This window comes from Apilactobacillus apisilvae (assembly GCF_023380225.1).
Taxonomy (GTDB): Bacteria; Bacillota; Bacilli; order Lactobacillales; family Lactobacillaceae; genus Apilactobacillus; species Apilactobacillus apisilvae.
Map to the genome: position 1 here is coordinate 1,022,445 of NZ_CP093362.1, position 12,578 is coordinate 1,035,022.

Genomic DNA, 12,578 nt, shown 5'->3' on the forward strand with positions numbered 1-12,578 from the left:
GTTTAGTTATATATAATGTCAATAGATTAAAATAAGATTAAAAAATAATGAGGATAATATGTAATGAGTTTTATATCCAATATTTTAACTATCCTAGTGGCCATTGAATTTTTATTTATCATGGTTATTCAAACTTTTCAAACCACTTCAGATAATACAAGCCGTGTATTTAACATTCCTAAAGATGTTTTAAAAAATAAATTTAATAAAACTTTAATGAAAAATCAAGGCATCTATAACGGATTAATTGGTATTTTATTACTATATAGAACTCTTTTCGCCAACCATCCTAAAGAAATTGTAATCCCAATCTTAATATATACAATAATTGTAGCGATTTATGGTGCTTTTACTAGTCAAAAAAGTATCATTATCAAACAGGGATTGTTACCAATTATTACTCTAATTGTTATTATATAAATAATAGTCGAACCACAAAAAGTGATTCGACTATTTTTAATTTCTGAATATAATCCAAGCAACAAATAGTGGTGCAAAAATAAACATTAAAAATTACAATTATTGTATTGCCACAGCATAACGTTTGTAGTTATAAGCTTTTGCTAGTAATTTAGATTTAACCCAATACTTACCACGATTAGGATCTGAAATATGATAATAACCACGTTCATAACCATCCATCAATACAACATGACTATTAACAATACCATTTCCCCATTTATAATGTTGATATTCTGGAGTCTCACTATAATGGCTAACAATATAAACAATTACAGGGTTACCTATTTTAATTTGATGTTTTAAATCTTTCACAATTGAGCCAGTCATATCTTTAACATGATGATATAGATTGCCCCAACTAACCAATGCTTTCGGATATATTGACTGAAATTTATTATCTTGATCCTTAATATATGGGGAACCAGCATAACCATTATTAGGATTATCACTTTTACTGTAAGGCATTTGTTTTAAAAAGGTTGATAAATTAGTTTTCGAAAGGATTCCTTTTTCATGAAAGCCTTCTAGTAAGCTAGCCGCTTCACATCCATTCCAAGCTTTTGAAGATTTTTGATTAATATATGGTGCATCCAAATTAATAGCATGTGCATTTGCTTCAATTGGCCGATTAATATAAGTACCTGGAATTTTGTTATTGCTAATGTATAAATTGATGGAGAATATAATGACTAAGAATAAGCAACCAGTTAATATGAATTTCTTTTTATATTTTAACAAACTACTAAACCACCCGTTTTATTTAATAATACATACATTTTAGCTTAACATATGGTTAATAGATATGATAAAAGATAGTCCTTAAGAAAAACGTAATATCTAAATTATTGGATAAAAAAATGCCCTACAATTTTTGTAAGACATTTTTTATTATTGAACTGCTACTGCATATTTTTTATAGTTATATGATTGTTCAAATGAACTAGCTTTAACCCAGTATTGTCCATGGTTAGGATCTGAAACATGATAATATCCGCGTTCATATCCATCTAATAATACAACATGACTGTTATCAATTTCAGTCCCAAAAGAATATTTTTTATATTGAGGTTTTTGATAACCACTTACAATATAAGTTAATACTGGATTACCAGCATCAATTTGTTTTTTCAAATCATTAATTGATGAACCAGTCATATCTTTTACTTTATGATACTGGTTACCCCATTTATCCAGTGCTTTAGGAAAAATAGATTCAAAATATTTTCCACTACTGGAATATGGAGAACCAGCAAATCCGTTGTTAGGATTGCCATCCTTAGAGATGGGCATTTGTTTTAAGAATTCTTTTAAGTCGGTATTTAATAAAACACCTTTAGAATGAAAAGCTTCTAGTAAACTAGCCGCTTCGCAGCCATCCCAAGCTTTAATTGCTTTTTGACTAATATATGGTGCATTTAACTCAACTGCGTTAGCATTTTTTTCAGCCGGCCTAATTGAATACGTTCCAGAAATTGGATCTTCATCATTCATAGAACCAAATGTTGTATAACTTGCTCCAAAAATTGCCAAGGCTAAAAATCCAATGAATAATATTATTTTTTTATAATTAAGCAATGACAACACCACCTTGAATAGTTAATTAGACATAACATCTTAATGTTAATACTATTATCTTGAATTAATTCATAATTAATTCATTTGAAAACAAATATTAACATTAATGAAATGTTTATTGACTATAAGTTTATGTTTAATTACTTAAAATAACCTTAATATAATAAAATAAGCAGTTATATTACTATATATTAAAAACCAAGACTGGTATAGTGTAATTGAGCTGGGCAAGACTTTTAGGTTAAAATATCACTTTTCATTTACTTACAACACAATTTCGTACTATATAAACTTTTTAATTTTGACAATAAAATTATATTAAAATATTTTGGAGGTAAACTTATGTACAATATTCTTGATATAAATATAAATGGTAATATGTTAGCTTTACCAGCAGATGATAGATTAATAAAAATGGCAATACAAGGTAAGGATAACGAAAATTACAAAAATATATCTAATGATAATGGTGATACATTAAGTGCAGATAAGTCAACTGATGAATACATAAACGCTTTTATTGAACTAAATCATTTCATAAAAACTTATCACAAATTCTTTATATATTCAAAATTATTTGAAGACGCTAAAAATTCAAATGATACAGAAAGTGCTGCTAAATTTAAAAAAATAGCGATTGATAATAAACCTGCCCTAGCAAAAGTTAATGATAAATATGTCAAAAACGATCTAGTATTAGACTTATTTAAACAGCAATCAGATAAACTAAAATAAAAAAATGTATCAAAATTAAGATACATTTTTTCTATGAATTATATACTATCATAAAAAGAGTGGATTAACATGGCTAAAAAGAAGCGATTCAAAGACTCATCATTTGCTTTCTGGTTAATTATAAATATAGCATTATTCGTAGTAGTTTTTCTTTCGACAATATCTTTAATTGTATCAGCTATTGCAGTTATATTATTAAATATTATTTGGCTCATTAGAAAATTATTTGTTATGTTTGGTAAAGGTAATTCATTTGATGATGTTGTTTTAAATATAATTAATACTTTTGGAAATTTTAAAAAAAGTATTAATAAATTTTTACGTTATAATCCATTAACTGAAGCTACTTTTCATTTTTTCAGTAAACTTAATAGCTTATTAATGAAAATGTCTATTACAAAAAGATTCTTTATTGTCAAAGTGTTACAAATAAATCTTCTTATTATTGAATTTTACACACAAACACTTAATATATGGGAGATTATATGTTTCATTTTATTACTAAGATTTATCAAAGTAGTCCAAAGGATGGACGATAATACTAATGATAGCGCCATTGAATTGATTATATGGATAATGATGGATTTAATAGCAATTGTTCAATTATTATTTTATATTAGATAGTTTATTTGAATTTATATTAATTAGCGATATATTTAACATAGCTTTATTTAAAAAATAACACCTATTAAATAATTAAAAAGGAGCAGTGAATAAAATGAACTTAGATGATGCAAGCAAAGATCAAATTCTGGAAATTGTGAACCAATATAAAAGATATTACTATATTAAAATGGATATGCTACAACAGATTCGACAACTACAACAACAAGCAAATGTTTCATTACATACTGAATTACACAATGACAGTCAAAATTTTCAGGATGACTTAAATAATTCAATCAATATTAATCTATCAGGTGATAAAAATAATATTGAAAAAAATATCATCAATGAATTTACTCAAAACATTGCTGATGATGCTTTTAAAATCATTATGAAAGATGAATCATCAAAAAGTGCTTCAGAACTAGCAAAATATATTCATGGTGAAGATATTTTTCTTGGTTTCAGTAATATTGGTAGTATTTTTAAAGATATTAACCGTTGGATGAAAAATTAATCAAAACGCTAAAAAGTATCCTAAATTTTTAGGATACTTTATTTTTATCTAAAATGTGGATGATTTCCCGCATTAAATCCTGAAATAATTGTGGGTAGAATTGATAAACAAAAGGCTACAAACAAAACAATCATCAAAATATTAATCCATTTATTTTTAATTTTAATTCCAAATTTCTTCATCAATTTATCTATTTTCATAACAGCAACGAAATTAATAATACATATAACCATTATAAACATCTCTGCTGTATCATTTAATTTAACAATATTTAAAGCATCGATAATTAAAATAACTAAAAATAATATATTAGTTGTTACCAATAATTGACTAATTGGCTTCATTCCACTTATAACATCTTTCTTTTTTAAATATTCCTTCATTCCGTTATCCTCCTTTAATAGTAAGTTTAGTGATATATCATAATATTCACTCAACTTAATCAAGCTTGTAATGTCAGGATATGTTTTTTCATTTTCCCAACTAGAAATGGTTTGTCTTGAAACAATCATATATTTTGCGACTGTTTCTTGAGTTAAAATTTTGTCTTGGCGAGCTTTTTTCAATCGTTCTCCAAATTGCATATATTTATCACCTCTTGTTGTTTAAAATATTAGTTTAAATTTTAATGAAATACTAGCAATGATTCCTTGCAACATTGATTTAACAGCATTTTAAATATAAAAAGCAATATAAAAATAAAATCATTTAAGATAATAATAAATTTTACTTAGTTAATAATAAGATTGAACAATTCTTATATAAATTTTTAAAACATTAAGTTTTTTAAACAAATAATTACCATTTCTACGGCTTTATGAGAAAATTAAAAGTTTATAATGGTTCGCTATACACTATTTGAATTACTTTTCAAGAATGTAATTACACTATATCTATGTGTTAATCTGGAAACAGACACAATTTATAGTGTATTTTTTATTTTGAAAGGTTCTGTATAAATGTTAGACACTCTATTCAACCATTTAAATGTTATCAAGAACACTGGAGACAAAACTCCATTTTATAAATACAAAATTGATTATATTTTTGATCAGTTTAAATTTTCTGATGAAACTAGAACTAAATTTTTTGAAAAATTAAACTTATTGACAAAAGATACAAGTGAAATCACAGCAGTACATATTCATGATTTTATAATTCAATTTCTAGAAGAAAATAATCTTTTAGATAATAAAAAACAATATTTAGATTTTCAAAAAAAGGATCAAGAAAAATTTGCAAAAGCCACTGATGTTGAACACAAAATTAATCAATTATTTGGTCGTGAAGATCGAGTTGTTCATGAAAACGCCAATAAGGATAGTAATGTTTTCAATACGCAACGGGACTTAGAAGCTGGTGCTGCTAGTAAAGCAATTGGTCTAAAAATGCTGCCAGGAATAGTAGCGAAAGCTCATTTACGCGGTGATATCCATTGGCATGATTTAGATTATTCACCTGCAACTCCTGAAACGAATTGTTGTTTAGTCGACTTTAAAGAAATGCTAACGAATGGTTTTAAGATTGGTAATGCTGAAGTTAAATCACCTCGTTCGATTCAAACTGCCACTGCGCAAGTTTCACAAATCATTGCCAATGTTGCTTCACTACAATATGGTGGACTATCGTTTGATCGTGCTGATGAAGTTTTAGCACCATTTGCTGAAATTAATTATAAAAAACATTTAGAAGTAGCTAAAAAATGGGTGCCAAAAGATGAACAAGCTGCTTATGCCAAAGATAGTACGAAGCAAGATATCTATGATGCCATGCAATCACTAGAATATGAAATTAACACTTTGTATTCATCCCAAGGTCAAACCCCATTTACCACCGTTAGTTTTGGCTTAGGAATTAATTGGATTGAAAAAGAAATTCAAATCGATATTTTAAAAATTAGAATTAAAGGTTTAGGAAAAGAACGTCGTACTGCTATCTTCCCCAAGTTAATTTATACCTTGAAGAAAGGTCTTAACTTAAAACCAAATGATCCTAATTATGACGTGAAAGAATGGGCAATTGATTGTGCCACAAAACGGATGTATCCAGATATTTTAATGTATGACAAACTTTGTGAAATCACTGGTAACTTTAAGGCTCCCATGGGGTGTCGTTCATTTGTTCCCAAATGGGTTAGTCCTGAAGGTAAGGAAGTCAATGCTGGTCGTATGAACTTAGGAGTAGTTACTGTTAATTTACCAAGAATTGCTTTATTTGCTAAAGGAAACAAAGAACTATTCTGGAAGATTTTTGATGAAAAATTACGCATTGTCCATCAAGCCATGGCATATCGAATTGAACGCACTAAACAAGCCAAGCCCGACAATGCTCCATTACTTTATAAATATGGTGCCTTTGGTAAACGCTTGAATTCTGATGATGATGTTGACCAATTATTCAATAATGAACGAGCAACTGTCTCATTAGGATACATTGGACTTTATGAAGTTGCGACTTCCATCTATGGACCTGATTGGGAAAACAATGATGAAGCACATGAGTTCACGGTTAGCATTGTGCGTGAACTAAATAATTTATGTAAGAAATGGTCAAAACAAAGTGGTTATCACTATAGTTTATATTCAACTCCTGCTGAATCATTAACTGACACCTTTGCTCAAGATGATATTGAAAAGTTTGGCAAGATTACTGATATTACTGATAAAGAATACTACACTAACAGCTTTCACTATGATGTTAGAAAACGCCCTAATCCATTTGAAAAATTAACTTTCGAAGAAGCATATCCTCATTATGCCTCAGCTGGATTCATTCATTACTGTGAATATCCTAACTTAAAACAAAATCCGAAAGCTTTAGAAGCAGTATGGGATTGGGCATATGATCACGTCGGTTATTTAGGTACTAATACTTCGATTGATAAATGTTTCAAATGTGGCTTTAAAGGTGATTTCAAGTCCACTGCACGTGGCTTTGAATGTCCACAATGTGGAAACCATAACCCTAAATACTGTGATGTGGTTAAAAGAACTTGTGGTTACCTAGGTAATCCTCAAGCACGACCAATGGTCCATGGTCGTCACGTTGAAATTTCATCACGTCAAAAGAATATGTCGAAAGGAATGATTAAAGATGTCGCAAAGGAAGAGACAGCCAAACAATCCAAAGCCTAAAGAATGGCTTGCTGATGATTTAAGTTTACAATATATTGCCGATTACAAGCCCTTTAACTTCGTTGATGGTGAAGGTATTCGTTGTAGTATTTATGTTAGTGGCTGTAATTTTCATTGCCCTGGTTGCTATAATGTGGCATCGCAAAACTTCCATTATGGACAACCATATTCAAAAGACTTAGAAGATCAAATCATTGAAGATATGAAAGCCGATTATGTTCAAGGATTAACGCTTTTAGGTGGTGAACCCTTCTTGAATACCCAAGTTTGTTTACAATTATGCAAACGAGTTCGGAAAGAATTTGGCAATAACAAGGATATTTGGTCATGGTCAGGTTACCGCTGGGAAGAATTAATGAAGGAATCTTATGATAAATTAAAATTATTATCGATGATCGATATTTTAGTTGATGGGCGTTTTATGGAAGATAAAAAAGATTTAACTTTGCAATTTCGCGGTAGTTCTAACCAACGAATTATTAATGTACCAAAATCATTAGAACAAGATAAAGTTGTGATTTGGGACAAACTAGTTCATTAGAAGGAGGCCCTACTTTGTTAGAAATTAAAAATTTGCACGTTAAAATTAACGAAAATGGTAAAGAAGTTATCAAGGGATTGAACCTAATAATTCCAGATGGTGAAGTCCATGTGATTATGGGACCTAATGGAACTGGTAAATCCACCCTTTCACAAACAATCATGGGGTCCCCCAAATATAGGATCACCAGTGGTGAAATCTATTTTAATGGGACCGAATTAAATGAATTGGCCACTGATGAACGCGCTCGATTAGGTTTATTTATTGGAATGCAATATCCAACTGAAATTAGTGGAATTAAAAATGTTGATTTTATTCATGCAGCTATGAATGCAATTAAACCGGATGATGAAAAAGTTAGTGTTTTAGAATTTATGCAACGTTTAGATCAGGTAATGGAATTTTTAGATATTCCAGAAGACTATACCAATCGTTACTTAAATGAAGGCTTTTCTGGTGGTGAAAAAAAGCGCAATGAAATTCTTCAGATGATGATGATTCAACCCAATTTAGCAATTCTTGATGAAATCGATTCAGGCTTAGATATCGATGCATTAAAAGTCGTTTCAAAGGGAATTAATAAAATGCGTGATAATCAGTTCAGTTCATTAATTATCACGCATTATGATCGGATTTTAAAATATGTTCGACCCGACGTAGTTCACGTTATGATGGATGGTCGGGTTGTTACCAGTGGTAATTATCATTTAGCTGAGCAATTAGAAGCTGGGGGATATGCAACATTACGTGATAAATTAGGAATTGATGCAAAGTTGGTGGATGACTAATGAGTCTTTCGATTCAAGAATTTACACAACAAAATAACGAACCACAATGGTTATCAGTTAAAAGAATGGTAGCAGCTAAAATCGCTCCAACTCTTTCCATTGAAAACCAGCAACGATCATTCAATTTTAATCAGCCAGAATTAAATTACTCGGAACTTAACACTAATAACCAAGCCAATTTAATTCATAAAAATGATCGAGTCATTGCTATGGATTTATTTGTAGCTGCCAGCAAATATCCTGAATTAATCCAAGAAAACTTAATGGAAAAAGCAATCCCATGGCGTGAAAACCAATTGAACGCTAACCATTTGGCTTATTTACAATCTGGTGGATTTGTATTTATACCTGATAATAAAGACATTAAAACACCCATTAACGTCAGCAGACTAGTTAAACATCACGATCAAGAAAAACATTTATTAATTATTGCAGCTGCTGGTTCAAAAGCTAACCTTATTTTTGAAGATGAAACAAATAATTCTAATAATGATCGAATAATGATTGAAGTACTATTAGGTGACCACGCTAAAGTTAATTTTTATGATGCTGCTTTATCGAAAGCTAAAAATTCACATCGAGTTTTAAATGCTTATTTAGCACAAAATGCTGAATTAAATACTTATGTTGGATTGTTTAATCATTTTAATAGTCGGTATGATAGTAATATTGATTTAGATGGGATTGGCAGTTCAGCAAATATTAATTTAATTAGTCTAGCTGATAAGCAACAAAAACAATTTATTAAAACCAAAATTACTAATCAAAGTGAACATACTAGTGGCATCATCACTGAACGCGGCATTGTTGCCGATGATGCTAGAACGATTTGTGATACAACGGGGCAAATCAAACAAAATGCTCCTAATAGTTATTCTGATCAAAGCAGTCGCTTATTAACATTATCATCAACTAGTAAAGGTAAAATTGACCCAATTTTACTAATTGATAATCATGATGTTGTTGCTGGACACGCTGCTAGTGTGGGACGCGTAAATGCTGACCAATTATATTATTTAAAAACTCGTGGCATTCCAGCAAAAGAAGCTCGTTTATTACTAACTCGTGGATTTTTAACTCCATTAATAAACAAATTTCCTGATGAAGATATTCGACAAAAAATGATTGTTAATTTAGAGGAGCGAATCAATGGATAATCAAAAGATTAGAACAGATTTTCCAATGTTAGTTAAACATCCCAAATTTATATATTTTGATAACGCTGCAACAACCCAAAAACCACTTTCAGTAATTAAAGCAGTGACTGATTATTATGAAAATGATAATTTCAATGTCCATCGCAGTGTTTATTCAGCGGCTGAAAAAACCACCCAAATGTTTGAAGAATGTCGTAATAAAGTAGCTAAATTTATCAATGCTAAAACCAATCAATCAATTGTTTTTACTGCTGGAACAACCCAAGGAATTAATCAAGTCGCAAATGGTTATTATAAATATAATTTAAGTCGTGGTGATGAAATTGTTGTCTCCATTGCTGAACACCACAGTAATTTATTACCCTGGCAAAATCTTGCTAAAGAAAAAAATGCCAAATTAAAATATATTGATATCAACAATGATGGAACTTTAAATCTAGAATCTGCCAAAAAGATAATTACACCTAAAACTAAACTGATAGCAATTACCGCAGTATCTAATGTTTTAGGCAACATTAATAACTTAAATACATTAATTAAAATTGCACACCAAAATAATACTGATGTATTGATAGATGCTGCACAAGCCGCACCCGAAATTCCAATCAATGTACAAAAGATAGATGTAGAATGGCTTGCCTTTTCTGGTCATAAAATGCTAGCACCTACTGGGATTGGTATATTGTATGGTAAGAAAAATTTGTTAGAAACAATGAAGCCGACTCAATTAGGTGGTGAAATGATTGAGCATGTCGAAAAAAACAATTTTTCCACTAAGGAGATTCCATATCGCTTAGAAGCTGGTACCCCCAACGTTGAAGGTGTCATTGGATTATCAAAGGCGGTCGATTATCTAAATAATATTGGTATGATGAATATCCAAAATTATTGTAAAAGCTTAGGTCAATATCTATATGATCAACTATCCAAAATTACTGATGTAAATGTCTATGGACCAAAAATTCGTCAAACTGGAATTGTCGCTTTCAATATAAAGAATATTCATCCTCATGATGCTGCAACTTATCTAGATTTTAATAATATTGCAGTGCGTGCTGGTCAACATTGTGCCGAACCACTAACAAAAAAATTAGGGGTGAATGCTACGTTACGTGCTAGTATATATTTTTATAATAATCAAGCTGAATGCGATCAATTAGTTAATCAGGTTATTGAAATGAGGTCATTTTTCAATGGAAATTAAAGATTTATATCAACGGGTAATTTGGGAAAATGCTAAAAACTGTCCTAATGACCAAGTCGAAAATGATTCTATTCATCTACATAACCCCACTTGTGGTGATGATATTTTAATTAGTGGTGAATATGAGCATAATATTTTAACTGATATGAAAATCAAAGCAGATGGCTGTATTATTTTTAAGGCCGCAACTAGCTTTATAAAATCACTTTGCATGAATAAATCTAAATCAGAAATCGAACAAATTGTTTTAACTTTTTCTGAATTTATGACTAATAATCAAAATGCTGACAAAAATATATTGGGTGATGCCTTCGTTTTACAATCAGTTAGCCAATTACCCATGCGAATTAAATGTGCAATGCTTCCCTTCAAAGCAATTTATCAACTAGTAAATGGAGATGATAGTAATCGATGATTCAATTAAACATTTAAATGATGATTATCAATATGGATTTAAGGATGATTTTAATCCACTCTATTCAACTGGCGATGGATTAAACGAAGATATCATTCGAGCAATTTCTGCCCACAAAAATGAACCAACGTGGATATTGGATATTAGATTAAAGGCATTTAAAATTTATCAAAAATTACCCATGCCTGATTTTGGACCGGATTTATCTGATTTAGATTTAAGTAAAATTAGGTATTTTCAAAAAGCTGCTGATCATGTTTCAAGAGACTGGGATGATGTTCCCGACCAAATCAAAAACACTTTTGAAAAAATTGGCGTTCCAGAAGCAGAAAGAAAATATTTAGCTGGTGCCGAAGCCCAATATGAATCAGAAGCGGTCTATGCAAATATTAAAAAAGAGTTTAAAGAAATGGGCATTATTTTTAGTGATACCGATACCGCTTTAAAAGAACATCCTGATTTAGTTAAAGCCTATTTTGGTAAATTAGTAACCCCACAAATGAATAAATTCGCAGCTTTAAATACCGCTGTTTGGTCTGGTGGCGTCTTTTTATATGTACCTAAAGGTGTTCACGCTAAGATTCCAATTCAAGCTTTCTTTAGAATTAATGCTGGTCGGACTGGTCAATTTGAAAGAACTTTAATTATTGTGGATGAAGATGCCAGTGTGAATTATGTTGAAGGATGCACTGCGCCTAGTTACTCAGAAGACAGTTTACATGCTGCCAATGTCGAGGTTTTTGTCAAAAAGAATGCTTTTTGCCGTTATACAACCATTCAAAACTGGTCGGATAATGTTTATAGTTTAGAAACAAAACGAGCATCTGCTGATGAAAATGCAACGATGGAATGGGTTGATGGAAATTTAGGATCAAAAGTAACCATGAAATATCCTAGTATTGATTTAAATGGTCCTAATGCAACTGGTACCATGCTATCAATTGCTTTTGCTAACAATGAAATTTATCAAGATACTGGATGCATCATGCGTCATCATGCTCCACATACTTCTTCTAATGTGGTTTCTAAATCAATTTGCAAATCTGGTGGAATTTGTAATTATCGCGGAACCATTCGGATGAATAAAGAAGCCCATTATTCGAAATCACATATTGAATGTGACACGATTATTATGGACGATGAATCTGCTAGTGACACAATTCCGCATAATGAAATTAATAATGGCGATTCTGAAGTTGAACATGAAGCCAAAGTTTCCAAGATTTCTGAAACTGACTTATATTATTTAATGAGCCGCGGATTGTCAGAAACTGAAGCTACTAAAATGATAATTATGGGATTTATTGAACCCTTCTCCAATCAATTACCAATGGAATACGCTGTAGAACTAAATAAACTAATCGATTATCAAATGGAAGATTCAGTGGGTTAGTTATAAATCATAATGTTTCATGTGAAACATTATGATTTTTTTGTCTCATAT

The 12,578-nt window shown here is 30.4% G+C and carries 14 protein-coding genes; 11 read left to right on the forward strand and 3 right to left on the reverse strand.

Annotated elements, in window-relative coordinates; genetic code table 11:
- Window positions 1–63 precede the first annotated feature (63 nt).
- Window positions 64–420, forward strand: a complete 357-nt coding sequence (locus tag MOO46_RS05220) for a DUF1304 domain-containing protein (RefSeq protein WP_249510635.1) — start codon at window positions 64–66, stop codon at window positions 418–420.
- Between the two features lie 99 nt (window positions 421–519).
- Here MOO46_RS05220 and MOO46_RS05225 read toward each other — a convergent pair whose 3' ends face one another.
- Both MOO46_RS05225 and MOO46_RS05230 read right to left on the reverse strand, forming a co-directional pair.
- Window positions 520–1,200 carry a C39 family peptidase gene (locus MOO46_RS05225; protein WP_249510636.1) on the reverse strand — a complete coding sequence of 227 codons (681 nt, stop codon included), beginning with the start codon at window positions 1,198–1,200 and terminating at the stop codon, window positions 520–522.
- A gap of 150 nt (window positions 1,201–1,350) precedes the next feature.
- Complete coding sequence (locus MOO46_RS05230; protein WP_249510637.1) at window positions 1,351–2,037, reverse strand: C39 family peptidase; 687 nt, start codon at window positions 2,035–2,037, stop codon at window positions 1,351–1,353.
- A 342-nt stretch (window positions 2,038–2,379) separates the two neighbouring features.
- Here MOO46_RS05230 and MOO46_RS05235 point away from each other — a divergent pair, with 342 nt between their 5' ends.
- From MOO46_RS05235 to MOO46_RS05245, 3 genes are all read left to right on the forward strand, one after another.
- Window positions 2,380–2,772, forward strand: a complete 393-nt coding sequence (locus tag MOO46_RS05235; protein ID WP_249510638.1) for a hypothetical protein — start codon at window positions 2,380–2,382, stop codon at window positions 2,770–2,772.
- A gap of 69 nt (window positions 2,773–2,841) precedes the next feature.
- On the forward strand, window positions 2,842–3,396 hold the full coding sequence (locus MOO46_RS05240) for a hypothetical protein (RefSeq protein ID WP_249510639.1): 555 nt from the start codon (window positions 2,842–2,844) through the stop codon (window positions 3,394–3,396).
- A gap of 94 nt (window positions 3,397–3,490) precedes the next feature.
- Window positions 3,491–3,895: a hypothetical protein gene (locus tag MOO46_RS05245; RefSeq protein WP_249510640.1), complete on the forward strand. Its 405-nt coding sequence runs from the start codon at window positions 3,491–3,493 to the stop codon at window positions 3,893–3,895.
- A gap of 44 nt (window positions 3,896–3,939) precedes the next feature.
- On the opposite strand, the gene MOO46_RS05250 is transcribed toward MOO46_RS05245, so the two are convergent.
- On the reverse strand, window positions 3,940–4,479 hold the full coding sequence (locus MOO46_RS05250; RefSeq protein ID WP_249510641.1) for a helix-turn-helix domain-containing protein: 540 nt from the start codon (window positions 4,477–4,479) through the stop codon (window positions 3,940–3,942).
- A gap of 375 nt (window positions 4,480–4,854) precedes the next feature.
- Between MOO46_RS05250 and nrdD the strand changes: the two genes are divergently transcribed.
- From nrdD to sufB, 7 genes are read left to right on the forward strand one after another with little or no spacing between them, the layout of a single operon-like run.
- Complete coding sequence (gene nrdD / locus MOO46_RS05255; protein ID WP_249510642.1) at window positions 4,855–7,029, forward strand: anaerobic ribonucleoside-triphosphate reductase; 2,175 nt, start codon at window positions 4,855–4,857, stop codon at window positions 7,027–7,029.
- Window positions 6,989–7,570, forward strand: a complete 582-nt coding sequence (nrdG, locus tag MOO46_RS05260; protein ID WP_249510643.1) for an anaerobic ribonucleoside-triphosphate reductase activating protein — start codon at window positions 6,989–6,991, stop codon at window positions 7,568–7,570. The genes nrdD and nrdG overlap by 41 nt, the downstream gene beginning before the upstream one ends.
- A gap of 14 nt (window positions 7,571–7,584) precedes the next feature.
- On the forward strand, window positions 7,585–8,358 hold the full coding sequence (gene sufC, locus MOO46_RS05265; protein WP_396121396.1) for a Fe-S cluster assembly ATPase SufC: 774 nt from the start codon (window positions 7,585–7,587) through the stop codon (window positions 8,356–8,358).
- Complete coding sequence (locus MOO46_RS05270; protein ID WP_249510645.1) at window positions 8,358–9,515, forward strand: SufD family Fe-S cluster assembly protein; 1,158 nt, start codon at window positions 8,358–8,360, stop codon at window positions 9,513–9,515. The genes sufC and MOO46_RS05270 overlap by 1 nt, the downstream gene beginning before the upstream one ends.
- Complete coding sequence (locus tag MOO46_RS05275) at window positions 9,508–10,719, forward strand: aminotransferase class V-fold PLP-dependent enzyme (protein WP_249510646.1); 1,212 nt, start codon at window positions 9,508–9,510, stop codon at window positions 10,717–10,719. The genes MOO46_RS05270 and MOO46_RS05275 overlap by 8 nt, the downstream gene beginning before the upstream one ends.
- Window positions 10,709–11,134 carry a Fe-S cluster assembly sulfur transfer protein SufU gene (gene sufU, locus MOO46_RS05280; protein WP_249510647.1) on the forward strand — a complete coding sequence of 142 codons (426 nt, stop codon included), beginning with the start codon at window positions 10,709–10,711 and terminating at the stop codon, window positions 11,132–11,134. The genes MOO46_RS05275 and sufU overlap by 11 nt, the downstream gene beginning before the upstream one ends.
- A complete protein-coding gene (gene sufB / locus MOO46_RS05285) occupies window positions 11,118–12,527 on the forward strand; it encodes a Fe-S cluster assembly protein SufB (RefSeq protein WP_249510648.1) in 1,410 nt (469 codons plus the stop codon). The genes sufU and sufB overlap by 17 nt, the downstream gene beginning before the upstream one ends.
- The last annotated feature ends 51 nt before the right edge of the window (window positions 12,528–12,578 follow it).

Bases quoted from the DNA above. Each gene is read 5' to 3' on its own strand.
- MOO46_RS05275 (WP_249510646.1), top strand. From the start codon at position 9,508: ATGGATAATCAAAAGATTAGAACAGATTTTCCAATGTTAGTTAAACAT.
- MOO46_RS05245 (WP_249510640.1), top strand. From the start codon at position 3,491: ATGAACTTAGATGATGCAAGCAAAGATCAAATTCTGGAAATTGTGAAC.
- sufB (WP_249510648.1), top strand. From the start codon at position 11,118: ATGATAGTAATCGATGATTCAATTAAACATTTAAATGATGATTATCAA.
- MOO46_RS05250 (WP_249510641.1), bottom strand. From the start codon at position 4,479: ATGCAATTTGGAGAACGATTGAAAAAAGCTCGCCAAGACAAAATTTTA.
- MOO46_RS05270 (WP_249510645.1), top strand. From the start codon at position 8,358: ATGAGTCTTTCGATTCAAGAATTTACACAACAAAATAACGAACCACAA.
- sufU (WP_249510647.1), top strand. From the start codon at position 10,709: ATGGAAATTAAAGATTTATATCAACGGGTAATTTGGGAAAATGCTAAA.
- MOO46_RS05220 (WP_249510635.1), top strand. From the start codon at position 64: ATGAGTTTTATATCCAATATTTTAACTATCCTAGTGGCCATTGAATTT.
- MOO46_RS05240 (WP_249510639.1), top strand. From the start codon at position 2,842: ATGGCTAAAAAGAAGCGATTCAAAGACTCATCATTTGCTTTCTGGTTA.
- nrdG (WP_249510643.1), top strand. From the start codon at position 6,989: ATGTCGCAAAGGAAGAGACAGCCAAACAATCCAAAGCCTAAAGAATGG.
- nrdD (WP_249510642.1), top strand. From the start codon at position 4,855: ATGTTAGACACTCTATTCAACCATTTAAATGTTATCAAGAACACTGGA.
- MOO46_RS05235 (WP_249510638.1), top strand. From the start codon at position 2,380: ATGTACAATATTCTTGATATAAATATAAATGGTAATATGTTAGCTTTA.